The sequence below is a fragment of the Burkholderia gladioli genome (assembly GCF_000959725.1).
GTDB lineage: Bacteria > Pseudomonadota > Gammaproteobacteria > Burkholderiales > Burkholderiaceae > Burkholderia > Burkholderia gladioli.
The window spans coordinates 90,976-113,735 of sequence record NZ_CP009322.1; the positions used below are offsets into that span (position 1 = coordinate 90,976).

At 69.9% G+C, this 22,760-nt stretch carries 19 protein-coding genes; 13 read left to right on the forward strand and 6 right to left on the reverse strand.

The window, feature by feature from the left end:
• The first annotated feature begins 12 nt into the window (after window positions 1-12).
• A complete protein-coding gene (gene amaB / locus BM43_RS01765) occupies window positions 13-1,548 on the forward strand; it encodes an L-piperidine-6-carboxylate dehydrogenase (RefSeq protein WP_042283984.1) in 1,536 nt (511 codons plus the stop codon).
• 93 nt (window positions 1,549-1,641) lie between these two features.
• Here the strand turns inward: amaB and BM43_RS01770 are convergent, their stop codons facing one another.
• Window positions 1,642-2,646, reverse strand: a complete 1,005-nt coding sequence (locus BM43_RS01770) for a LacI family DNA-binding transcriptional regulator (RefSeq protein ID WP_013689404.1) — start codon at window positions 2,644-2,646, stop codon at window positions 1,642-1,644.
• Between the two features lie 224 nt (window positions 2,647-2,870).
• On the opposite strand from BM43_RS01770, the gene ptsP reads away from it, so the two are divergent.
• The 7 genes from ptsP (at window position 2,871) to BM43_RS01805 (ending at window position 13,459) form a co-directional block, all read left to right on the forward strand.
• On the forward strand, window positions 2,871-5,438 hold the full coding sequence (ptsP, locus tag BM43_RS01775; protein ID WP_036054303.1) for a phosphoenolpyruvate--protein phosphotransferase: 2,568 nt from the start codon (window positions 2,871-2,873) through the stop codon (window positions 5,436-5,438).
• A complete protein-coding gene (gene pfkB, locus BM43_RS01780) occupies window positions 5,435-6,502 on the forward strand; it encodes a 1-phosphofructokinase (protein ID WP_042283981.1) in 1,068 nt (355 codons plus the stop codon). Before ptsP ends, pfkB begins: the two co-directional genes overlap by 4 nt.
• Complete coding sequence (locus BM43_RS01785) at window positions 6,490-8,316, forward strand: PTS fructose-like transporter subunit IIB (RefSeq protein ID WP_036054302.1); 1,827 nt, start codon at window positions 6,490-6,492, stop codon at window positions 8,314-8,316. The genes pfkB and BM43_RS01785 overlap by 13 nt, the downstream gene beginning before the upstream one ends.
• Window positions 8,317-8,590: 274 nt before the next feature.
• Window positions 8,591-10,012: an MFS transporter gene (locus BM43_RS01790; protein ID WP_036054301.1), complete on the forward strand. Its 1,422-nt coding sequence runs from the start codon at window positions 8,591-8,593 to the stop codon at window positions 10,010-10,012.
• 426 nt (window positions 10,013-10,438) lie between these two features.
• Window positions 10,439-12,085 carry a beta-N-acetylhexosaminidase gene (locus BM43_RS01795; RefSeq protein ID WP_036054290.1) on the forward strand — a complete coding sequence of 549 codons (1,647 nt, stop codon included), beginning with the start codon at window positions 10,439-10,441 and terminating at the stop codon, window positions 12,083-12,085.
• Between the two features lie 100 nt (window positions 12,086-12,185).
• Complete coding sequence (locus BM43_RS01800) at window positions 12,186-12,908, forward strand: hypothetical protein (protein WP_036054289.1); 723 nt, start codon at window positions 12,186-12,188, stop codon at window positions 12,906-12,908.
• A gap of 71 nt (window positions 12,909-12,979) precedes the next feature.
• Window positions 12,980-13,459, forward strand: a complete 480-nt coding sequence (locus BM43_RS01805; protein WP_036056933.1) for a nuclear transport factor 2 family protein — start codon at window positions 12,980-12,982, stop codon at window positions 13,457-13,459.
• Window positions 13,460-13,626: 167 nt separating this feature from the next.
• Here BM43_RS01805 and BM43_RS01810 read toward each other — a convergent pair whose 3' ends face one another.
• Window positions 13,627-13,968: an ArsR family transcriptional regulator gene (locus tag BM43_RS01810; protein WP_025101097.1), complete on the reverse strand. Its 342-nt coding sequence runs from the start codon at window positions 13,966-13,968 to the stop codon at window positions 13,627-13,629.
• A 78-nt stretch (window positions 13,969-14,046) separates the two neighbouring features.
• Between BM43_RS01810 and BM43_RS01815 the strand changes: the two genes are divergently transcribed.
• The 3 genes from BM43_RS01815 to BM43_RS01825 all read left to right on the forward strand — a co-directional run bounded on the left by BM43_RS01815 (window position 14,047) and on the right by BM43_RS01825 (window position 16,756).
• Window positions 14,047-14,946, forward strand: coding sequence for a hypothetical protein (locus tag BM43_RS01815; RefSeq protein ID WP_025101098.1), 900 nt, complete (start codon window positions 14,047-14,049; stop codon window positions 14,944-14,946).
• Window positions 14,947-15,112: 166 nt separating this feature from the next.
• Entirely contained in the window at window positions 15,113-15,343 is a 231-nt protein-coding gene (locus BM43_RS01820; protein WP_013689413.1) for a hypothetical protein, read from the forward strand.
• 267 nt (window positions 15,344-15,610) lie between these two features.
• Complete coding sequence (locus tag BM43_RS01825; protein WP_036054288.1) at window positions 15,611-16,756, forward strand: DUF2827 domain-containing protein; 1,146 nt, start codon at window positions 15,611-15,613, stop codon at window positions 16,754-16,756.
• Between the two features lie 72 nt (window positions 16,757-16,828).
• On the opposite strand, the gene BM43_RS01830 is transcribed toward BM43_RS01825, so the two are convergent.
• Window positions 16,829-17,710 (reverse strand): AraC family transcriptional regulator, encoded by an 882-nt coding sequence (locus BM43_RS01830; RefSeq protein WP_036054286.1) that lies wholly within the window; start codon window positions 17,708-17,710, stop codon window positions 16,829-16,831.
• A 234-nt stretch (window positions 17,711-17,944) separates the two neighbouring features.
• Here BM43_RS01830 and BM43_RS01835 point away from each other — a divergent pair, with 234 nt between their 5' ends.
• On the forward strand, window positions 17,945-18,793 hold the full coding sequence (locus BM43_RS01835; protein WP_186141766.1) for an oxidoreductase: 849 nt from the start codon (window positions 17,945-17,947) through the stop codon (window positions 18,791-18,793).
• A gap of 115 nt (window positions 18,794-18,908) precedes the next feature.
• On the opposite strand, the gene BM43_RS01840 is transcribed toward BM43_RS01835, so the two are convergent.
• A complete protein-coding gene (locus BM43_RS01840) occupies window positions 18,909-19,955 on the reverse strand; it encodes an aldo/keto reductase (protein ID WP_013689417.1) in 1,047 nt (348 codons plus the stop codon).
• 114 nt (window positions 19,956-20,069) lie between these two features.
• On the opposite strand from BM43_RS01840, the gene BM43_RS01845 reads away from it, so the two are divergent.
• Complete coding sequence (locus BM43_RS01845) at window positions 20,070-20,993, forward strand: LysR family transcriptional regulator (RefSeq protein ID WP_036054283.1); 924 nt, start codon at window positions 20,070-20,072, stop codon at window positions 20,991-20,993.
• Window positions 20,994-21,024: 31 nt separating this feature from the next.
• Here the strand turns inward: BM43_RS01845 and BM43_RS01850 are convergent, their stop codons facing one another.
• On the reverse strand, window positions 21,025-21,549 hold the full coding sequence (locus tag BM43_RS01850; protein ID WP_036054281.1) for a DUF4019 domain-containing protein: 525 nt from the start codon (window positions 21,547-21,549) through the stop codon (window positions 21,025-21,027).
• 49 nt (window positions 21,550-21,598) lie between these two features.
• On the reverse strand, window positions 21,599-22,750 hold the full coding sequence (locus tag BM43_RS01855; protein ID WP_036054279.1) for a DUF2827 domain-containing protein: 1,152 nt from the start codon (window positions 22,748-22,750) through the stop codon (window positions 21,599-21,601).
• Window positions 22,751-22,760 lie beyond the last annotated feature (10 nt).

Consider the following 22,760-nt stretch of genomic DNA (forward strand, 5'->3'; position numbering starts at 1 on the left):
GGCCAACCCATCATGACCGCCACGACGACTCCCTCCCTGTCCATCCAGCCCCTGCTCGCCGAACTCGGCGTCGAGCTTGCCGCCTGGCGCGGCGACGCGCTGACGGCGCGCTCGCCGCTCGACGGCAGCGTGCTGGCCACCCTCGCCACCGACAGCGCCGCCGACGTGACGCGCAAGATCGACGCCGCGCATGCCGCCTTCACGCGCTGGCGCACGGTGCCCGCGCCCTTGCGCGGCGAGCTGGTGCGCCGCTTCGGCAACGTGCTGCGCGAGCACAAGGCCGCGCTCGGCCGCCTGGTCACGCTCGAGGCCGGCAAGATCGCCTCGGAAGGGCTGGGCGAGGTGCAGGAGATGATCGATATCTGCGATTTCGCGGTGGGCCTGTCGCGCCAGCTCTATGGCCTGACCATCGCCTCGGAGCGCCCCGGCCATCGCATGATGGAAACCTGGCATCCGCTCGGCGTGTGCGGCGTGATCTCGGCCTTCAATTTCCCGGTCGCGGTGTGGTCCTGGAACACGGCGCTGGCGCTGGTGTGCGGCGATCCGGTGGTCTGGAAGCCCTCGGAGAAGACGCCGCTGACGGCGATCGCCTGCGATGCGCTGTTCGCCCGCGCGGTGCGCGAGTTCGAGGCCGAGCATCCCGGCGTGGCGCCCGAGGGCCTGAGCCAGCTGGTGATCGGCGGGCGGGAGGTGGGCGAAGTGCTGACCGCCTCGCCGAAGGTGCCGGTGGTCAGCGCGACCGGCAGCGTGCGGATGGGGATCGAGGTCGCCAAGGTGCTCGGCGCGCGGCTCGCGCGCAGCATCCTCGAGCTGGGCGGCAACAACGGCATGATCGTCGCGCCGAGCGCCGATCTCGACCTGGTGGTGCGCGCCGTGACCTTCGCGGCGGTCGGCACGGCCGGGCAGCGCTGTACCACGCTGCGCCGGCTGATCGTGCATCGCGAGGTGGCCGCCGCGTTGCTGCCGCGCCTGGAGAAGGCCTTCGCCTCGGTGAAGGTGGGCGATCCGCTCGACGCGGGCACCCTGGTGGGCCCGCTGATCGACCGCGCGGCCTTCGACGCGATGCAGGCGGCGCTGGCCGATGCGCGCGAGCAGGGCGGGGTGGTGACGGGCGGCGAGCGGGTCGAGGTGGCCGGCGCCGAGGCGTTCTACGTGCGTCCCGCGATCGTGCGGATGCCGAAGCAATCGGCGGTGGTCGAGCGCGAGACCTTCGCGCCGATCCTCTACGTGCTCGAATACGATGCGCTCGACGAGGCGGTGGCGCTGCACAACGGCGTGCCGCAGGGACTGTCCTCGTCGATCTTCACCAACGACATCCGCGAGGCCGAGCAGTTCATGTCGGCCGCCGGCAGCGATTGCGGCATCGTCAACGTCAATATCGGCACCAGCGGCGCCGAGATCGGCGGCGCCTTCGGCGGCGAGAAGGAAACCGGCGGCGGCCGCGAATCGGGCTCGGATGCGTGGAAGGCCTATATGCGCCGCGCCACCAACACCATCAACTACAGCCGCGAGCTGCCGCTCGCGCAGGGCGTGAAGTTCGACGTCTGAGCGCGGCCGGGGCTCCCGTCGGCGCGCGTCGCGAGCGGCGCGCGCCTTCCATCCATCTTGCGCATCCCGCGCGGTGGAACGGCGCCGGCGGCATCAGGCGCCGCCGCGTGCCGCCGTCGAGCCCCGCACGATCAATTCCCCCGGCAGCACCAGGGTGCGCGCCGACATCGCCGGCTCCGCCAGCCGTTGCGTGAGCAACTGCATGGCGTTCTTGCCGATCTCGTAGACGGGCTGCGCGATCACGGTCACGCCGGGCGTGACCAGGTCGGTCCAGGCGTCGTTGTCGAAGCCGGCCAGCGCGAGGTCCTCGGGCACGCGCGCGCCGGCCTCGCGCAGCGCGCGGTAGGCGCCGAGCAGCAGCAGGCCGTTGCTGGCCACGATCGCCTCGGGCCTTCCCGCCGCGGCGGCCTCGCCCAGCCAGGCGCCCACGCGCTGGCGCGCGGTTTCCGCGTTCGGCTCGACGAATTCGGCGCGCCCTTCCAGGCCGTGGCGGGCCAGCGCGTCGAGGAAGGCCGCGTGCCGTTCGCGGCCGGTGGTGCTGGCATTGCCGAACAGCCCCGCCACTCGGCGATGACCGCGCGCGATGAGGTGCTCGACCAGCCTGCCTGCCGCGTCGCGGTTGTCGAGCGTGACCGCGTCGGCGGTGCCGGGCGGCCCGGCGCGATCGATCATCACCACCGGGAAGGCGTAGGCGCTCGCGTCGAACCGCTGCGCGGCCGCGTGGGTCGGCGAATAGATCACGCCCGTGACGCGCTCGCCGGCCATCAGGCGCAGGTACATCGCCTCCTTCTCGGGGTTCTCGTCGGTGTTGCAGAGGATCACGCGCATGCCCTGCGCGTAGGCGGCATCCTCCACGGCGCGGCTGACCTCGGTGAAGAAGGGGTTGCGCACGTCGGAGACGATCAGGCCGATGGTGGCCGTGTCGCCCGAGCGCAGCCGGCGCGCGGCCGCGTTGGGCCGGTAGTCGAGCCGCTCGATCACCTCGAGCACGCGCCGGCGCACGCTGTCGCGCACCGGGCCGTTGTTGGACAGCACGCGCGAGACGGTGGTGACCGACACGCCGGCCGCCTCGGCGACATCCTTGATGCGTAGTGCCATATCGACTGGTATCGATTTCAGTGTCTGGATCGGGAGATACCCTGATTCAGCGGAATCTCGGCGGCGGCCCTGAACCGCCGCCGAGGCCCGGAAACAGGCGTGCCTGCGCATTCTAGCGGGGCTTGCCGCGAATTTCAGCCGATTTTCAATTCTCCGGCCCGGCTTGACGGCAAAAGTGGTATCGATTCCAATACGCCCATTCCAACGAATCGTCAGGAGACGCGATGTCGTCCTTGCTTACCGCGGGGCAGGTCCGGCTCGCCGCCCGGGCCGCCTCCCGCCACGATGCGATCGACCAGGCCGGCGCGCTGCTGGTCGAGGCCGGCGTGATCGAGCCGGCCTACGTGGCCAGCCTGCACGGCCGCGAGCAGGTGTCGAACACCTATCTCGGCCATGGCGTGGCGATCCCGCATGGCCTGCAGGAGGACCGTCACCTGATCCGCCGCACCGGCGTGGCCGTGCTGCAACTGCCCGATGGCGTCGAATGGCGCGACGGCGAGCGCGCCCGCCTGGTGGTCGCGATCGCCGCGCAATCGGACCAGCACATCGTGCTGCTGCAGCGGCTGACGCGCCTGATCGGCGATCCGGCACGCCTGGCGGAACTGCTCGCCACGCGCGATCCGCTGGCGATCGTGAACGTGCTCGACGGCGATGCCGGCGCGGCGCCCGCCGCCGGCTCGGCCGCGATCGTCCATGCTACGCCGGCCGACTACGCCGAGCGCGTCGAGCTGGTGCTCGACTATCCGCATGGCCTGCATGCGCGCCCCGCCAGCGCCTGGGTGGCCAGCGCGAAACGCTTCCAGGCCGCGCTGCGCGTGCGTCACGGCGATAGCGTCGCCGATCCGAAGAACCTCGTCAGCCTGCTGCAACTGGGCGCCACCGCGAATGCGGAGTTGGTGCTGTCGGCGCAGGGCGTCGACGCGGCCGAGGCGCTGGCCGCGCTGAAGCGGACCATCGAGGCCCTGTCGGCCGAGGAGCACGCGCGCGCCGACGCGGCGAAGCTGCGCCGCCAGCAGGCGCAGCCGGCGCTGTGGACGCCGCGCGATCCGGCCACGGTGATCGAGGGCGTCGGCGCCGGGCCCGGTTTCGTGGCCGGGCCGGTGCGCCTGATGCGCTCGCGCACGCTCCAGATCGAGGACCGCGCCGACGATCCGCTCGACGCCGCCACTCGCCTCGAGGCGGCGCTGGCGAGCACCGCCCGCGAACTCGAGGCACTGGCGCGCGAGACCGGCGCGCGGCTCGGCGAGGCCGAGGGCGCGATCTTCGCGGCGCAGCGCGAATTGCTCGACGACGCCGCGCTGCTCGACGAGACGGCGCGGCGGGTGGTCGACGGGCACGGGCTGGCCTGGTCCTGGCATCGCGCCACCGAGCAGCAGGCGGCGAAGCTGGCCGCGCTGCCCGACCCGCTGCTGGCGGCGCGCGCCGCCGACCTGCGCGATGTCGCGCGCCGCGTGCTCGGCCATCTCGGCGATGCCGACGTCGAGGGTTCGGCCGATGTGTCGGGCGACGGCGCCGGGCAGGGCGCGCCGGCGATCCTGATCGCCGAGGACCTCACGCCTTCCGACACGGCCCAGCTCGACCCGGCCGTCACGCTCGGCTTCTGTACCGTGGCCGGCGGCCCGACCTCGCACACGGCGATCCTGGCGCGCACGATGGGCGTGCCGGCGGCCGTGGCCTGCGGGGCCGCGCTGCTGGCGCTGCGCGACGGCGAGCACGTGGTGCTCGACGGCAACGCGGGGCGGCTCTATGCCGGCGTGTCGGCGGCCGATCGCGAGCGCGCGGCCGAGGCGCAGCGCCGCTTCGTCGAGGCGCAGCACCGCGCGGCCGCCAATCGCGCGCTGCCGGCCGCCACGCTCGACGGCCATGTGCTGGAGATCGGCGCGAACATCACGCGCCCGGCGCAGGTGAAGGCGGCGATCGAGAACGGCGCCGACGGCGTCGGCCTTATGCGCACCGAGTTCCTGTTCCTGGAGCGCCACGACGCGCCCGACGAGGAGGAGCAATACGCCTGCTACCGGCAGATGGTGGAAGCCAGCGGCGGGCGGCACCTGATCATCCGCACGCTCGACATCGGCGGCGACAAGCAGGTGCCCTACCTGAACCTGCCGCACGAATCGAATCCCTTCCTCGGCGTGCGCGGGCTGCGGCTGTGCCTGCGCCGGCCCGAGCTGTTCGTGCCGCAGTTGCGCGCGCTCTATCGCGCCGCCATGCACGGGCCGCTGTGGATCATGTTCCCGATGGTGTCCACGCTCGACGAGGCGCGCCAGGCGATCGCGCTGGCCGAGACGGTGCGCGCCGAGCTCGACGCGCCCAAGGTGCCGCTCGGCATCATGGTGGAGACGCCCTCGGCGGCGGCGCTGGCCGACCATTTCGCCGAGCTCGTCGACTTCTTCTCGATCGGCACCAACGACCTCACGCAATACGTGCTGGCCATCGATCGCGAGCATCCCGAACTGGCGCGGATGGCCCAGAGCCTGCATCCGGCCGTGCTGCGCATGATCGCGCAGACGGTGGACGGCGCGCGCCGGCATCGCAAGTGGGTCGGCGTGTGCGGCGGGCTGGCCGGCGAGCCGCTGGGCGCGGCGATCCTGGCAGGGCTGGGCGTCGACGAGCTGTCGATGAGCGTGCGCGATATCCCGGCCGTGAAGACGCGGCTGCGCGCCTCGCGGCTCGATGCGCTGCGCGCGCTGGCGCGTCGCGCGCTCGATGCCGCCGATGTCGACGCCGTGCGCGCGCTCGACGGCGGCGAAGTCGGCCCGGCCGGCGAGACCCGGGACGAGGCGGCCGCATGAGCATCACGATCCGATCGGCGACAAACGCCGCGCCCGTGGTGGTGACCGTCACGCCGAATCCCGCGCTCGACCAGACCGTGCGCGTGGCCGGCCTCGCGCTGGGCGCCGTGAACCAGGCCGAATCGCTCGAGATCAACGCGGGTGGCAAGGGCGTCAACGTCGCCGGCTGCCTGGCCGACTACGGCATCGCCACGATCGCCACGGGCCTGCTCGGCCGCGAGGGCAGCGAGGCCTTCGAGACCATGTTCGCCGGCAAGCGCATCGACGATCGTTTCGTGCGCATCGCCGGGCGCACGCGCACCAACGTCAAGCTGGTCGATCCGGCGCGCGGCCAGACCACCGATATCAATCTCGCCACCGCGCGCGCCACGGCGCAGGACCTGGCGGCGCTGGAGGTGCGGCTCGCCTCGCTGGCGGCGCCGGGGCGCTGGTTCGTGCTGGCCGGCAGCCTGCCGCCCGGCATCGACGCGGACTTCTATCGCCGCGCCACGCGCTCGCTGCACGAGGCGGGCGCGCGCGTCGCGCTCGATACCAGCGGCACGCCGTTGGCCGCGGTGCTGGGCTCGGGCGATCCGCTCGAGCTGCCCGACCTGGTCAAGCCCAATCGCGAGGAACTGGCGGCGGCGCTGGGCCGGCCGCTGGACAGCCGCGAGGCCCTGCTCGAGGCGGCGCGCGAGCTGGTGGCGCGCGGCATACGCCATGTCGCCGTCTCGCTCGGCGAGCAGGGCGCATTCGGCCTCTGCACGACCGGCTCGGCCGAACTCGACGGTTTTCACGCGGCGCCCTTGCAGGTGCCGGTGGCCAGCACGGTGGGCGCGGGTGACGCCTTCGTCGCCGGGCTGGTGGCGAGCCTGGTCGAGGGCCGCGCGTGGGCCGAGGCCGGGCGCCGCGCGAGCGCCTTCGCGGCGGCCAAGCTAGCGCGCGTCGGCCCGCATCTGCCGGATCACGCAACGCTCGACGCGCATGCGGCGCGCGTCGAACTCGATACCTTCACGATCGCGGCCGACGGCGCCGCGCGACCCCGCGCGGGCGGCGCGGCAGCGGAGACATCATGGAAAGACTGATTGGACTGGTGGCGGCGCCGGAGCGCAGCGCCGCGCCGGCAATGGCGGCGCAGGCCCTGCTGCGCGCGGCGCGGCGCCTGGGCGGCACGCTCGAGATCGAGACGCGCAGCGCGCTGGGCATCGGCTCGCCGCTGACGGCCGAGCAGATCGGCGCGGCGCACGCGGTGCTGATCGCCGCCGACGACACGGCCGGCATCGACGAGGCGCGATTCGCCGGCAAGGCGATCCATCGCGTCTCGATCGAGCGCGCGATCCGCGAGGCCGACGCGTTGGTGGCGCGGATCGCGCACGCGGCGGCCGATGCGGACGGCGCGGTGCCACCGGCTTCGATGCGTGCGCAAGCAACCGATGCTTCGACGCGGCCGGCCGCGAACACGGCCGCACCGGCGCGTGCACTGAAGATCGTCGCGATCACCTCCTGCCCGACCGGCATCGCCCATACCTTCATGGCGGCCGAGGGGCTCGCGCAGGGCGCGCGCCAGCTCGGCCACGCGATCCACGTCGAGACGCAGGGCTCGGTGGGCGCGCAGAACCGGCTCAGCGAGGCGCAGATCGCCGAGGCCGACCTGGTGGTGATCGCCGCCGACACGCAGGTCGACAAATCGCGCTTCGCCGGCAAGCGGCTCTACGAGACCGGCACGAAGGGCGCGATTAGCGGCGGCGCCGCGCTGCTCGAACGCGCCATCGCCGAGGCGAGCCGCGACGCCGCCGCGCCGGGCGCCGCGTCCGCGGCCGGCGCCTCGCTGGCCGACCAGGCCGCGGCGGCCAAGCAGGCCCGCAACGCGAAGGCGCCCGGCGCCTATCGCCACCTGATGACGGGCGTGTCCTTCATGCTGCCCTTCGTGGTGGCGGGCGGTCTGTTGATCGCGCTGTCCTTCGCGCTGGGCGGCATCTACGCCTTCGACGACGCGCACAAGGGCACGCTGGCCTGGTCGCTGTTCCAGATCGGCGCGAAATCGGCCTTCGCGCTGATCGTGCCGGCGTTGTCGGGCTATATCGCCTACTCGATCGCGGACCGGCCCGGCATCGCGCCCGGCATGGTCGGCGGGATGCTGGCCGCGAGCCTCGGCGCCGGTTTCCTCGGCGGCATCGTGTCGGGCTTCCTGGCCGGTTATGCGGCACTGCTGATCAATCGCCACCTGCGGCTGCACCGCAACCTGGAAGGGCTGAAGCCGGTGCTGATCATCCCGCTGCTGTCGACGCTGATCGTCGGCCTGCTGATGCTCTACGTGGTGGGCACGCCGGTGGCGGCGGCGCTGCATGCGCTGGAAGGCTGGCTGCGCTCGATGCAGTCGGGCAGCGCGGTGGTGCTCGGCGCGATCCTCGGCGGGATGATGGCGGTGGACATGGGCGGCCCCGTCAACAAGGCCGCCTATGCCTTCAGCGCCGGGCTGATCGCGAGCCAGGTCTATACGCCGATGGCGGCCACCATGGCGGCCGGCATGACGCCGCCGCTGGGCATCGCGCTGGCCACCTGGCTGTTCCGCTCGCGCTTCGGCGTCGAGGAGCGCGAGGCCGGCAACGCGGCCGCCGTGCTCGGCATCGCCTTCATCACCGAGGGCGCGATTCCGTTCGCGGCGCGCGACCCGATGCGGGTGATTCCGTCGTGCATCGTCGGCTCGGCGATTACCGGCGCGATCTCGATGGCGGCCGGCGTCGAGCTGAAGGTGCCGCACGGCGGCATCTTCGTGCTGCCGATCCCGAACGCGGTCACGCACCTGGGCACCTATACGCTGGCGATCGTGGCCGGCACCGTGGCGACGGCGCTGCTGATCGGCCTGCTGAAGCGGCCCGCGCCGGCGAAGGCCGCTTGAGCGATCCGGCGCGGCAGGGCGCGACGCGCCTGCCGCGTTCGGCGCGTTCGGCGCGTTCGGCGCGTTCGGCGCGTTCGGCGCGTTCGGCGCGTTCGGCGCGTTCGGCGCGTTCGGCGCGTTCGGCGCGTTCGGCGCGTTCGGCACGCTCGGCACGCTCGGGCCGCTCGGGCCGCTCGGGCCGCTCGGCCAGCCGGTACAATGCGCGACGGACCGACCGCCGCCGTATCGAGGCGAGCCGGTCGCGACGACAAGACCGCACCGGAGACACGCCGCCATGGCTTCCACCGATCGACCCTCATCTACCGCCTTCACCGCCGCGGCGCCCATCGACGCCGGCGCGATCGCGGCGCGCCTCGACCGCCTGCCGCCCACGCGCACCGTCTGGAAGCTGGTCGCGCTGCTGAGCCTCGGTTTCTTCTTCGAGCTCTACGACCTGCTCTACAGCGGCTACGTCGCGCCGGGCCTGGTGAAGAGCGGCATCCTCTCGGCCTCCACGCATGGCCTGTTCGGCACCACCGGGGTGGCGAGCTTCATCGCCGCGCTGTTCGCGGGCCTGTTCATCGGCACCATCTCCTGCGGCTTCCTGGCCGACCGCTTCGGGCGGCGCGCCGTGTTCACCTGGTCGCTGCTCTGGTACACCGCCGCCAACATCGTGATGGCCTTCCAGGACAGCGCCGCGGGCCTGAACTTCTGGCGCTTCGTGGTCGGCCTCGGGCTCGGCGTGGAGATGGTGACGATCGGCACCTACATCTCCGAGCTGGTGCCCAAGGAGATCCGCGGCCGCGCCTTCGCCTGCGAGCAGGCGGTCGGCTTCTGCGCGGTGCCTGTGGTGGCCTTCCTCGCCTACCTGCTGGTGCCGCATGCGCCGCTCGGCCTGGACGGCTGGCGCTGGGTGGTGCTGATCGGCGCGCATGGCGCGATCTTCGTCTGGTGGATCCGCCGCGCGCTGCCGGAAAGCCCGCGCTGGCTCGCCCAGCAGGGCCGCCTCGAGGAAGCCGACCGGGTGATGCGCGAGCTGGAGCGCAAGGTCGAGGCCGAATACGGCCGGCCGCTGCCGCCGCCGGGCCCGAGCGAGCCGGTGATCGCGCGCGGCAGCTTCCGCGACATGTGGGTGGCGCCGTATCGCAAGCGCACCGTGATGATGACGATCTTCAACGTGTTCCAGACCGTCGGCTTCTACGGTTTCGCGAACTGGGTGCCGACCTTGCTGATCAAGCAGGGCATCACGATCACCACCAGCCTGATGTATTCGAGCCTGATCGCCTTGGCCGCGCCGATCGGCCCGCTGATCGGCCTGGCGATCGGCGACCGCTTCGAGCGCAAGAGCGTGATCGTGGCGATGGCGGGCGCCGCGATCGTCTGCGGGCTGCTGTTCAGCCAGAGCGGCACGGCCGGCGTGCTGGTGCTGCTTGGCATCGGCCTCACGCTCGCCAACAACATCATGTCCTACAGCTTCCACGCCTATCAGGCCGAGCTGTTCCCCACCGCGATCCGCGCGCGCGCGGTGGGCTTCGTCTATTCGTGGAGCCGCTTCTCGGCGATCTTCACCTCGTTCGTGATCGCCTCGGTGCTGAACGGCTTCGGCACGGCCGGCGTGTTCGCCTTCATCTCCGCCGCGATGCTGATCGTGATGGCCTCGATCGGCCTGATGGGCCCCCGCACCAAGGGCATCGCGCTCGAGAAGATCTCGCACTGAATGCGGGACTTCCTGCTCCCGGTGATCAATCCGGGCACGATGCGCGAGCATTGGCCCGGAGTCGAAACATAATGTCGTTGCCCGCCGCCCGGCGTGCCGAATCCCGCGGCGCACCGGGGCGGCGCCGACCTTCCTCGCTTGCCGGCCGTGCCGTCGATTTTTCATTGCCAATGAAAAACGAAGCGTGTACGTTACGCTGGTATCAAACTGGTACGAGCCATTCGCAGGCCAGGCTTCGCGGGCCGCGGCTGTCGTATCCAGCCTGTTTCCCCGTCGAAGCAAGCCTCGCGTGATGTCGACGGAAAGCGATTTCCGCTGGTTGTGAATGCACCCGAATTGCTTCGCATTGCGAAGTAGTGCGCGCGAACGAAGCCACCTCGAAGCGTGGCCGTCGCCTCCATGAACCTGAGAGAGAGGGAAGGTCCGATGCGTATTTCGCGTTCGATGACATCCTGGCTGTCGATGCTGCTGGCCGGCGGTCTGGTCGCGCTTGGCGGCCAAGGCGCGGCGCTTGCCGCGTCCGGCGCGAGCCGGCCGGCAGCGGCGGCCCCGCTGGCCTGCAGCGAGGCCGAGCTGGGGCAGGCGCCGGCCGGCGCCAATGCCAAGCCGATGGTGATTCCCACCTTGCGCGACTGGACCGGCGGCAACGGCACGCTGAGCTTCGATGCCGGCAGCCGGATCCTGGTCGACCCGGCCGACGCGGCCGCGCTCGCGGATACCGCCACGCAGTTCCAGGCACAACTGAAGACCGTGTCCGGTCTCGCTCTTCCGATCGTGATCCGGGCGGCCACGCCGGCCGCCGGGGACATCGTGCTGAGCCTCGCGCCTTGCGGAGCGAGCGCCGCCCAGCTCGGCGAGGAAGGCTACAGCCTCGATCTGGAGGACCACGCGGTGCTGCGCGCCAAGGGCGCGGCTGGCGTGTTCTACGCGACGCAGACGCTGCTGCAGATGCTCTCGCTGGACGGCGCCGCCGCGGGCGCGCATCTGCGGGTGGCGCGTGGCTTCGCGGTGGACGTGCCGCGCTACGCGGAGCGCAGCATCATGTTCGACGTCGGCCGCAAGTACGCGAGCGTCGATTTCCTTGCGGCCTACCTGCGCTTCATGGGTTGGTACAAGCTCAACACGCTGCACCTGCACCTGAACGACCAGGCCAAGGCGAAGGACGGCAGTTGGGGTTTGCGCGCTTTCCGCCTGAAGAGCGACAAGCCGGAATTCGCCGGCCTGGTGCCCGCCGATGGCCTGGTCTATACGCGCGACGACTGGGACAAGCTGGAGACGATCGCCGCCGCCCATCACGTGCGGATCGTGCCGGAATTCGACACGCCGGGGCATGCCGGCGCCTTCGCCGCGGCCAATCCCGCGATCGCCTATGTCGGCGATACGCCGCCCGGCGGCACCATCGACCCGACCAAGCCGGCAACGCTGCAGTACGTGGAGTCGGTGTTCGGTGAATTCCTGCCCTGGTTCCGGTCCTCGACCGTGCATATCGGCGGCGACGAGGTCAATGTCAACTCGGGCAGCATCACCACGGCGAGCCAGGTCGACTACCTGAACCAGCTCGGCAGGTTCCTGCAGTCGAAGCACAAGCGCGTCGAGATGTGGGGCGACGCGAGCTACCTGCCGCGGCTCGACAAGTCCTTCATCATCCAGCGCTGGATCAACTGGGGCAGCGAGGCCTCGATCAACTGGGCGGACAAGGGCTACCAGTGGACCGAATCCTACGGCGACTGGTACATCGTGCCGTTCGGCCCGAGCTACTTCAATCCGGACGGCATCAAGGGCGACACGCTGTACGCCAAATGGAGCCAGGCCACGGGCGCCAACGCGCCGAGCGGCGGCCAGATCGCCGTGTGGAACGACAATGCGCTGCTGGACAGCTATACCTGGGAGCGCAAGGTGAACGACCTGCTCAAGGATGCGGTGCCCGCCGCCGGCCAGGTGTTCTGGCGCGGGCAGGCGCATGACGCCCAGGGCCAAACCGTCGACTACGGCGTGCTACGCCGCTCGGTGGCCACGCTGCAATACGGGCCCGACGTCACGAGCTTTTCCGACTCGCCGATTCCGGCCAGGTAGCGCAACGGCGCGCCGCATGGCGCCAGACCGAAACCGGAGCGCCCGGCGGCAAGGCGCTCCGGCGGATCGAATCCCCATCGTCCTCACCGAGCCCGAACCCATGACCGCCAATACATCCGCGCCGCTCGACGCACTCGCCGCGACCCGCGTCAGCGGCCGCGACCTCCTCGTGATGCTCGACGGCGAGCACGGTTACGAGGCCCATCAACTGGCCAGCCGCCTGGGCGTGCCCACGCCGCGCGTGAAGATCCTGCTGGGCCGCCTGATCGCCGAGAGCCTGGTGGTCGTGCGGCGCGACAAGCTCGATTCCGCGCGTCACGCGCGGATCCGCTACTACGCCAGCGACAAGGCGCGTTCGCGTCGCGCCGAGCTGATGCCGCCGCCGCCCGCCGAGCACGACGCGAAACAGGCGAGCGCCCATGCCGAGCAGGCACGGCAACGGCGGCGCGCGCGTGCCGACGAAACCTATCGACGCGACCTCGTCGCGCTGCTGGCCTGCATGACGCCGGGCGTGCCGCACAGCGCGGCGGCGCTGGCCAGGACGCGGAAGTCGAGCGGGCCGCGCGTGGTGGCGCTGATGCAGCAGCTCATCGCCGATCGCAAGGTGGAAGCGGTCACGCGGATCTGCAAGGGCGGTGCCTCGCGCTACGTCTACTACGTGGCCGGCAGCCGGCCCGAGGAGAGCGCGGCGAAGCCGCGACGGCAGGCGGACGGCACGCCGCCTCGATCCATTTTCGAGCGGCCCGAGTTCGACGCGGAATATGGCCGCGCGCTGGGCACGCTGCGCGAGCTGAGCCAGGCGCAGCGTTGCCGCCGCAGCTGAGCTCGATGGCGGGCGGCTCGCCGCTGGCGCGCGGTGCACGTATATTCCGGTTTTCTGCCGAGGAGATTCTCATGCGACGTATCCCGCGCTTCCTGTCCGCTGCCCTGATCGGCTGCGGCCTGCTGGTTTCGACCGTCGCCGTGGCAGCGCAACCGGCGGCGCCACGCAACCTGGCCGTGGAGGACGGCAACCTCCGGCTCGTCGTCGACTTCTACGAGCGCTTCTTCAACCAGCACGACGTGCAGCACGCCGCCGCCGTGGTGGCGCCCGACTACCGACAGCACAATCCCGGCGTGCCGGACGGCAAGGCGCCGTTCGTCGAGTTCTTCACGGGCTATTTCAAGGAGCACCCTCGATCGAGGGCGAGGATCGTGCGCAGCGGCAGCGCCGGCGACCTGGTGTTCCTGCATGTGCATTCGACCGACGGGCCGGCCGATCGCGGCCAGGCCGTGGTGGACATCTTCCGCGTGCAGGGTGGCAGGATCGTCGAGCACTGGGACGTGATCCAGGACGTGCCGGCCGAATCGGCCAACGGCAACACGATGTTCTGACCAGCGGCCGCGCGCCCCCGGCCAGGCGCCGGGGCGACGCGGCCATCGCGATCGATCGAATCGGTTCATGCCTCGATCGATGCGCCGACGCGGCCGGCCAGGCCGCGTCGCATTTCTCCTTCCCTTCTTCGGCTCGAGCGAGCCGTCGCGCCGCGCGTGACGCGGCGCTATCCCGGCTTGCCGCCGAGCCCCTTCAGCCCCTGGATCACCACCATCAGCGCGCGGCCGTGCTCGTCCGAGCCGTCCCAGGCCTCGACGATCGCCTCACGCAGGCGCTCGTCGTAACTGCCGGTGCGCATGCCCGAGGCAGGGGCCTCCATTCCGTAGAAAGTGCATAGCTTGATGAATGGTTCGCTGCGACGAAGACGCTGCCCATCGGACAGGCGAAGCCGCGACACGGTAGGCTGGCTGACGCCGCAAAGCCGCGCTATCTCGCTTGATGAGCGCGGATCTCCACGAAGCTTGTCGAGCAGCTCCTGAACGGAAAAATTGGTGTCTGGGGCTTCCATGTCATGCATTATAACTATACAGTAGCGCTTATTGAAATGCCCCATCGCAAGATCGGGCCGCGGTACCCGAGAGAGTTGATGACACTGAAACACCTGCCCCCGACGTTTTGCTGGACCCGGATCGGCGCCGAATTCGGCGAGGATCTCTCGACCACCGTGCTCCGCAAGGAGTGGGAGCGTCGGCTCGGCGGCGGGCGGTTTCTGTGGGGCATCGGGCAGTCGCTGGGCAGCAGCGTGCAGGTGGCCGCGCATCGCGCCGGTTCGCTGGTCGCGCTGTTCACACCGGTGGTGAGCCGCGCGCCGGTGGTCAACCCGGGGCGCATGCTGCTCTGGAACGCCTGGGTCGATGCCGGCGGCCAGGTGCGCCAACTGCCGCCCTACAGCTTCATCACCAGCCGCGCGACGCTGCCTTCGGGGCGCCGTCGCGAGCAGCACTACGCGCTGGTCTGCGCCTCGGCGGCGCCGCTCGGCGTCGGCACGCGCCTGCGCGTGACGCCCGAGAACCTGCGCAGCGCCGTCACCGGCAAGCCGCTCGGCGCGGCGCAGTCGGCGGTAGTGGTCGATTGCGTGGCGCGCACGGCCGAGCCCGGCGCGCGCAGCTATCCGGTCGCGCTGTCGGTCGAGCTCGACGCGCCCTACACGGTGCGCCTGGCCGAGCCCTCGGTGATCAAGGCACGCGATCTCGCGCGCGTGAACAAGGCCGCGCGCGACGGCGATTTCGAAACCTATGTCGAGTTGGTCGGGCGCCTGCGCGGGCGTTCGGCCGAGGCACAGTCGCGCGGCTTCACGCGCGACCTGTTCGACTTGCCGGCGGTGGAGCCGGCGGCCGTCTACACGGATTTCGTGAAGCGGCTGCGAGCCCGCCCGCCGGCCGAACATGCGCGCGGTATCACGCGCGACCTGTTCGAGCTTCCCGCGCCCGATCCGGAGCCCGCATTCGGCACGCCTGGCCATGGTCAGGGCAAGCTGCTGCTCTAGCGTCGAGCGGCCTGGCCGCGCGATCGAATGACGGACCGGTCCGGAAGTCGCTTCCGCTGCCGCAGCCTTCGGGCGCGGCGCGGCGAGCGGGATTGATGCCCGCGGGCGTTCCTCCCTGAACGCCCGCCGCTGGCTTGCCGACGGGCGAGCCCGAGGAGGACGGTTGATGGCTCATGGTGCTCATTCGCGCGAGGCGCTTGCCGCCCAGCGTTACGTCGAGGCGACGCGCAACGTCGATCTCGCTTTCCGCGCGGTGCGCGGCGATCAGGAAGAGGGCGCGCGAAGCGCCGAATACGCGGCTGCGCAATCGCGGCTCGACCACGCGCTGGACGAGCTGGCCCGCGCGCAGGAGTTGTTCGATACGGCCGTCAACGTGCGCGGCACCCGGCATTACTGATCGGCAGGGCGCAGCGTGGGCGAAGGCCCGCGCCGACGCTCCCGCGCCTTGCCGTGCCATCGTGCCATCGTGCAACCGGGCGTCTGGGCCCGGTTTTTGCGCTGCTCGTGCCGTGGCGGCCGGCGGCGAATCCTGTGACCATTTATGACAGTCCAGGCGCGGCGGCTCGGTTAGACTGCGGCCCTGAACCCAGGCGAGTGCGCGGCCGGCCATGCAGCGCCGGCATTGCGTGCGCGCCGCACCGCGACATTTTTTCGCCCGCCCATAATGACTGCTCCTGTCGATTTGAACGGCCTGCGTATCGGTATCACGATCGGCCTGCGCGAGCCGAACGAAAGCCTCTGGATCAACGGCATCAAGCAGAACGCGCTCTATCTCGCGAAGCTGCTGATGAAATCCTCGCGCGGCTATCGCGTGAGCCTGGTCAATACCACCGACGTCGCGCTCAGCGATGCGCTGCCCTGGGATCGCAGGATCTTCGAGACGCGCAGCTTCACCGAGATGAAGGATTCGCTCGACGTGCTGATCGAGCTGGGCGGGCAGATCGACGGCGAGCAGACCGCCTACCTGAAGGCGCGCGGCGTGAAGATCGTCAGCTACTGTTGTGGCTTCGAATACATCCACGCCACGCAATCGATCCTGTTCGGCCGCAAGCTGTGGGACACGCTGTTCATCAATCGCGGCTACGACGAGATCTGGGCGATCCCGCAGATCGCGCCGTCCTCGCTGCCCTTCCTGCAATCGCTGCGGCGCTGCCCGGGGCGCGTGGTTCCCTTCGTCTGGGATCCGATGTTCCTCACCGAGCGCGCACGGCCGCTGCGCGAGAACGGCGAGTACCGGCCCAGCGGCCAGGCGGCGAAACGCCTGACGGTGATGGAGCCGAACCACGACGTGGTGAAGTTCTGCCTCTACCCGATGCTGATCATCGACGAGGTGTTCCGGCGCGACCCCGATGCGATCTCGTTTACGCACGTCACCAATGCCGAGCACATCGCGCATCACAGCCAGGAGTTCGTGATGCTGATGAATTACCTCGAGATCGTGCGGGCCAGCAAGGCCAGCTTCGTCGGTCGCTACGACACGCCGATGTTCCTGGCCGAGTTCACCGACGTGGTGGTCTCGCACCAATGGGAAAACCCGCTCAACTACTTCTATTTCGACGTGGCCTGGCAGGGTTATCCGCTGGTCCACAACGCGCACCTGGTGCAGGACCTCGGCTACTACTACCCCGAGAACGACGTGCAGGCCGGCGCCGGGCTGCTCGCGCGCGTGCTGCGCGAGCACGACGCTGACTGGGAGCACTATGCGCGGCGCCAGCGCGAACTGCTGCGCCGCTACACCTCGAAGAACCCGGCCCTGGTGGCCGACTACGACCTGCTGCTCGCCAACCTGGTGAACGGCTCGGCTGCCTGAGACGAAGCAGGGCGGCCATCGCCGGCCGCCCTTGTCATCCCTGTTGCTCCTTCCCCCCGCTATCGCCCGTTGTTATCGTCCATTGGCGAGCCGCGCCGTGTCGCTCGCGGGCGGCGCGCCGAACAGGCGCTTGTAGTCGCGGCTGAACTGCGACTGGCTCTCGTAGCCCACCTTCAGGCCGATCGCCCCGGCGCCTTCCCCTTCCGAAATCAGCATGCGCCTCGCCTCGCGCAGGCGGATTTGCATCCGGTACTGGATCGGCGTCATCGAGGTGAGGTTCTTGAAGTGGCGATGGAAGGAGGTGACGCTCATGCCGGCCAGCTCGGCGAGCGCCTCGACGCTCATCGGCTCGGCATAGTGATGCTTGATCCAGTCCGTGACGCGGCCGATCTTCGCCACGTGCGAACTGTTCAGCGCGAACTGCGTGAGCGTCTCGCCGAGCGCGCCCGTCAGCAGGCGGTAGTAGATCTCGCGCACGATCAGCGGCGCCATGAAGTCGATCTCGTCGGGATGGTCGAGCAGCCGCAGCAGGCGCGAGAAGGGCTCGAGCAGCGCGTCGGTCAGCGGCGCGGCCGCCAGCGCGGCCGGCGAGGCGGTGGCCACCGGTTCGGCCGCCACGCGCTGCAGCACCTCGGCGAGCAGGGCGCGATCCAGGCTCAGCGTCAGCGCGAGATGCGGGCGGCCGTCGGGCGTCACCTCGATCTGGGTGGTGACGGGGATGTTGACGGTCACCAGCAGGAAGTTGGCCGGCGTGGCGCGGAACGACAGCTCGCCGAGCGCCACCGACTTCGCGCCCTGCACGATCAGCAGCAGGCGCGGGTTGTAGAGCGCGCGATCGGGCGGCGTGGTGCTGGTCATGCGGAAGATCGTCAGGCCAGGGATGGGCGTGGCCTGGTGCGGCGAGGCGCAATGGCGTTCGATCGCATCGCGTATCGGGTCGAGCAAGGGGTCCATGGTCGTCTCCACTGGGGCCTGGCGAGCCGGCGCTCGTTTCGGCGGATCGCGTCACCCTAAGGCATTCGGCAGGATCGTGCAACGGCACGGCCGATGCTTCGCGATCCTGCCGATACGATTGGCAGGATCGCGCAAAAGATTGGTGCGATCTCGCTGGCGCCGCCGGCGCGCCGCGGCGCAACATACGTCTCATGCAGCCGGGCTGCCGGCTGTCGATCCGATCTTTCCCAAGGAGTGGTGATGAAGAAAGAAGACGTCTGGTTCATTACGGGATGTTCGACGGGTTTCGGCCATGAACTGGCCCGCCAGGTGCTCGAGCAGGGCGGCCGCGCGGTGCTGACGGCGCGCGATCCGGGCAAGCTGGCGGCGCTCGCCGCGCCGTATGGCGAGCGCGCGCTGGTGCTGCCGCTCGACGTCACCGACGAGGCCACCATCGGCCGGGCCGTGGCGGATGCCGAGGCGAAGTTCGGCCGCATCGACGTGCTGGTCAACAATGCCGGCTACGGCTATTTCTCGGCGATCGAGGAGGGCGAGGACGCCGAGATCCGCCGCCAGTTCGAGACCAACGTGTTCGGCCTGTTCTCGCTGACGCGCCACGTGCTGCCCGGCATGCGCGCGCGCCGGCATGGACACGTGGTCAACGTGTCGTCGATCGGCGGGCTGATGGCCTTCGCGGCGACCGGTTACTACCATGCCTCGAAGCATGCCGTGGAAGGCTTCTCGGAGTCGCTGGCGGCCGAGGTCGGGCCGCTCGGCATCCATGTGACGATCGTCGAGCCGGGGCGCTTCCGCACCGACTGGGCGGGCCGCTCGGTGATCGAGTCGAAGATCGTGATCGACGATTACGCGGAGACGGCCGGCAAGCGTCGTGCCCAGGCACGCGCCTACTCGGGCACGCAGCCGGGAGACCCGGTGCGCGGCGCGGCGGCGATCATCCGCGCCGTGGAAGCCGAGCATCCGCCGCTGCGCCTGCTGCTTGGTTCGGATGCCTATCAACTTGCGCAGACCAAGCTCGAATCGCTGCGCAGCGGGTTCGAGCAGTGGAAGGATCTGACGCAGAGCACCGACTTCCCGGCTGCCTGACGAGGGCTGGCTGACCCCGGCCTCGCGCCGGAGGCAAGCGACACGGGCCGGTGCCGCATCATCGCGGCGCCGGCCCGTTTTCACGAGAGCCGACCGAGGTCGGCCCCGCTTTCGTTCAGGCCTTCGGCTCGAACGGCTGCGGCACGCGATGGACCGCCTGGCGCGACAGCATCCAGCCCGGATACTCGGGCGCCAGCGCGCTGGCCTCGTCGAGCTTGGCGAGGTCCTCGGCGTCGAGCTTCAGCTTGACCGCGCCGAGGTTCTGCTCGATCTGTTCGAGCCGCTTGCCGCCGACGATCACCGTCGTCACGAAGGGCTTGGCGAGCACATAGGCCAGCGCCACCGCGGCCACGCTCGCGCCGTGCTTCTCGGCGATCGGGCGCATCGCGGCCACGCAGGCCCAGGCGCGATCCTTGTCGACCGGCGGGAAATCGAAAGTGGCGCGGCGGCCTTCGTTGTCGTTCGAGCCCGGGCCGTACTTGCCCGACAGCAGCCCGCCCGCCAGCGGCGACCAGACCATCAGGCCGACCTTCTCCTCGTTCATCATCGGCACCATCTCGCGTTCGAGGTCGCGGCCGGCGATCGAGTAGTAGGCCTGCACCGATTCGAAACGCGCGTAGCCGCGCCGCTCGGCCACGCCGAGCGCCTTGGCGATGCGCCAGGCCTGCCAGTTCGACACGCCGATGTAGCGGACCAGGCCGCGCGAGATCAGGTCGTCGAAGGTGCGCAGCATTTCATCGATCGGCGTGACCGTGTCGTTGGCGTGAATCTGGTACAGGTCGATGTAATCCGTCTGCAGGCGCTCGAGGCTGGCCTCGAGCGAGTTGATGATGTGCACGCGCGAGGTGCCGCGATCGTTGGGGCCGCTGCTCATCGGGTTGTACAGCTTGGTGGCCAGCACCACGTTCTTGCGCGGTACCGACAGGTTCTTCAGCGATTGGCCCAGCATCTCCTCCGATTCGCCGAACGAGTAGATGTCGGCGGTATCGATGAAGTTGACGCCGGCGGCGAGGCTGCGCTCGACGATCGCGTCGGCCGTGGCCTGGTCCATGCCGGCGATGTTGCCCCACATGCCGTCCTGGCCCGAGCGGCCGAAGGTCATCGTGCCGAGACAGATCTCGGACACGAACAGTCCGGTATTGCCAAGCTGGTTGTAACGCATCGTGTTCTCCGTCGTTCAGCCGGCGGCGCCGGCCGTGAGTCACTCACTATGCGCCCCCGGCTCGATGCGATAAAGTGCGCCAATCTGAACGCACTGTTATTTTCAAACATCACAATGCAGAACCTGGACGCGCTGCGGATCTTCGTAAGGGTGGCTGAGATGGCGAGCTTCACGCGTGCCGCGGAAAGCCTCGGCATCCAGAAGGGGCGCGCCTCGAACACGGTGCGCGCGCTGGAGGCCGAGATCGGCGCGCGGCTGCTGCACCGCTCCACGCGCACCGTGCAACTGACCGAGGACGGCCACGCCTTCTACCAGCGCGCCCAGGACCTGCTGGCCGATGCCGAGGCGCTGCAGTCGATGTTCACCAGCGAGCACGACGTGCCGCTGCGCGGGCGCCTGCGCGTGGACCTGCCCAGCGAGATCGCGCGCAGCGTGCTGGTGCCGGCGCTGCCAGGCTTCATCGCGATGCATCCGGAGCTGGCGCTGGAGGTGTCGAGCACCGACCGGCGCGTCGACCTGATCCAGGAGGGCATCGATTGCGTGCTGCGGATCGGCGGGATCGTCGACGAATCGCTGGTGGCGCGGCGGCTCGGCAGCCTGCGCATGGTAAACGCGGCAAGCCCTGAATACCTGGCTCGCCACGGCGTGCCGCGCAACCTGCGCGAACTGGCCACCCAGGGCCATCGGCTGGTCAACTACACCATGAGCTTCGCCAACCGGCCGACCGTATGGGACTACGTCGAGCGCGGGCGGCCCGCCACGCTGGCGTTGCCTTGCGCGCTCAGCGTCAACAGCGTGCAGACCTATCACGCGGCGGGGCTGGCCGGCATCGGGCTGATCCAGGCGAGCCGCTGGCGGCTGCTGTCCTACCTGGAAAGCCGCGAGCTGGTGGAGGTGCTGCCCGAGTATCGTCCGGCCTCGCTGCCGGTCTGGTTCGTGGTGGCGCACCGGCGCAACCTGTCGCGCCGGGTGCGGGCCTTCATGGACTGGATCGAGGCGCTGCTGAAGCCGCACTTCGACGGCGAGGAGGAGGCCTGAGCAGGCCCCCCGGCCATGAGGCGCCGCGGGCTTACTGGCTGCCCGGAATCGGCCCTTGCGCGACGCGCGGCACGTAGCCCGTCAGGTGCCAGCGGCCGTCGTTCTCGAGGCGGAAGCTGACCTTCTCGTAGACCACCTTGCCCGAGGTCTGCGTGGTGGCGTAGTCGACGTTGGCATAGAGGCCGTCGGGCACGTCCTTGGCGCCCGTGTAGATGATGCGCGTGACGGCGGCCCAGCCGCGGCTCTTGATGGCGCCGACCAGTTGACGCGACTGGCGCGTGTCGTCGGAGAAATGCTGCTCGTCGTAGCGCTGCTTCACGAACGGCGCCACGTCGGTGTAGAGGTCGTGGAAGCGGCCCGTATCGATCATCTGGAGTGCGAAGTCGGCGTTGCGCAGCAGCTCGTCGGCCGAGGTGCCCGCGTTGACGGGCGCGAGCGAGAGCGTCGGCGCATTGCCGGCTGCCGCGGCGGCCGGCGCCGGCGTCTGGGCCTGCGCGAGCTGGGCGAGGGCGGCGAGGGCGCCGAGCGTGGCGCAGCGGACGAGGATCGATTTCAAGTGGCCTCCGGGTTCGAAGTCGATGTGGCGAGTTGGCTAGGGCGCTGCCTCAGCGATAGAGCGCGGCCAGCGCTTCCGTGTAGGCGGCGACGTTGTCCGGGTTGTGGATGTCGACCGAGTGCAGCAGATGGGCCGCGTGCTCGCGGTAAGCCTCGAGATTCGCGTCGTGCTCGCGGAACGCGCGCAGCAACTGGCGGCCGCCTTCCTCGCAGTCGAAATCCGGGTAGTAGTAGCCGCAGGGGCCCAGGAAGGGCGAGTTGTGGACCAGCGGATAGCCGCCGTACAGCAGCTCGTAATAGAGGTAGTTCTGGGCGTTTTCCCAGGTATGGGAGATCACCACGTCGCCGTGATGCGACATGAACTCGTAGATCGCGAAACGCCCCTCGAAGGTCGCCAGGCTGTGGTTGACGATGTCGAGGCTGCGCGCGAAATGCACGAAGGTCGTGTGGTCCTTCATGTGCAGCGTGTTGCACACGCGCACGAACTCGACGAAGGCGGGCTGCTCGCGATAGGCCGCCTCGGCGATCAGCATCGGGATGATGCTGGTCTTCACCATGCAGATGTTCGGCTCGAACATCGTCACGCGCCAGTGCGAACGGCCCGGCTGGTAGCCGTAGGAACGGCCTTCCTCAAGCTGGTTGCGCGCCTTGTCGAACAGCATCGGATGCCAGATGTGCGGCACGATCGTGACCTCGCGGCGCAGGCCCGATTCGAGGTAGTGGCGGCACGAGTGCTCGAACTCGGGAATGGTCCAGACGCCGTCGTAGCGCGCGCCGGAAAACAGGAAGCCCGAGGGCTTGTCGAACATCGCGCGCTCGATGTCGATCACGTAGTCGTTGCCCACGCGCATCGTCACCACCTTGCCGCCGCGCTCGCGGAAGGCCGCGATCCAGTTCGCGTTGAACTGCGCGCTCATCTCGATCAGCACGTCGCAGCGCGTCATGGCCTCGTCCATCGAGACCAGCGGCACCTGCCACTCGTCGAGCATCATCTGCGGATCGGCGGATTCGTTGTTGCCGCCGTTCACCATCAGCACCTCGCCGACCAGCGGCGACTGGCGCAGCAGCAGCACCAGCAGCAGGCAATTCTGGAAAATCCCGTTTTCCCACAGCGACTGGCCGGCGCCGCGCACATAGAGCGAGACGCCCACGACGAGACGCTTGCCGCCGTTCGGAAGATCACGGACGGGAATATCGGACATGCAGGTTCTC

Coding starts and splice junctions, on each gene's coding strand:
- BM43_RS01840 (WP_013689417.1), bottom strand. CDS start 19,955: ATGCGTTACAACCAGCTTGGCAATACCGGACTGTTCGTGTCCGAGATC.
- BM43_RS01830 (WP_036054286.1), bottom strand. CDS start 17,710: ATGGACCCCTTGCTCGACCCGATACGCGATGCGATCGAACGCCATTGC.
- BM43_RS01820 (WP_013689413.1), top strand. CDS start 15,113: ATGGCTCATGGTGCTCATTCGCGCGAGGCGCTTGCCGCCCAGCGTTAC.
- BM43_RS01790 (WP_036054301.1), top strand. CDS start 8,591: ATGGCTTCCACCGATCGACCCTCATCTACCGCCTTCACCGCCGCGGCG.
- BM43_RS01845 (WP_036054283.1), top strand. CDS start 20,070: ATGCAGAACCTGGACGCGCTGCGGATCTTCGTAAGGGTGGCTGAGATG.
- ptsP (WP_036054303.1), top strand. CDS start 2,871: ATGTCGTCCTTGCTTACCGCGGGGCAGGTCCGGCTCGCCGCCCGGGCC.
- amaB (WP_042283984.1), top strand. CDS start 13: ATGACCGCCACGACGACTCCCTCCCTGTCCATCCAGCCCCTGCTCGCC.
- BM43_RS01855 (WP_036054279.1), bottom strand. CDS start 22,750: ATGTCCGATATTCCCGTCCGTGATCTTCCGAACGGCGGCAAGCGTCTC.
- BM43_RS01800 (WP_036054289.1), top strand. CDS start 12,186: ATGACCGCCAATACATCCGCGCCGCTCGACGCACTCGCCGCGACCCGC.
- BM43_RS01825 (WP_036054288.1), top strand. CDS start 15,611: ATGACTGCTCCTGTCGATTTGAACGGCCTGCGTATCGGTATCACGATC.
- BM43_RS01815 (WP_025101098.1), top strand. CDS start 14,047: ATGACACTGAAACACCTGCCCCCGACGTTTTGCTGGACCCGGATCGGC.
- pfkB (WP_042283981.1), top strand. CDS start 5,435: ATGAGCATCACGATCCGATCGGCGACAAACGCCGCGCCCGTGGTGGTG.
- BM43_RS01770 (WP_013689404.1), bottom strand. CDS start 2,646: ATGGCACTACGCATCAAGGATGTCGCCGAGGCGGCCGGCGTGTCGGTC.
- BM43_RS01805 (WP_036056933.1), top strand. CDS start 12,980: ATGCGACGTATCCCGCGCTTCCTGTCCGCTGCCCTGATCGGCTGCGGC.
- BM43_RS01795 (WP_036054290.1), top strand. CDS start 10,439: ATGCGTATTTCGCGTTCGATGACATCCTGGCTGTCGATGCTGCTGGCC.
- BM43_RS01785 (WP_036054302.1), top strand. CDS start 6,490: ATGGAAAGACTGATTGGACTGGTGGCGGCGCCGGAGCGCAGCGCCGCG.
- BM43_RS01810 (WP_025101097.1), bottom strand. CDS start 13,968: ATGGAAGCCCCAGACACCAATTTTTCCGTTCAGGAGCTGCTCGACAAG.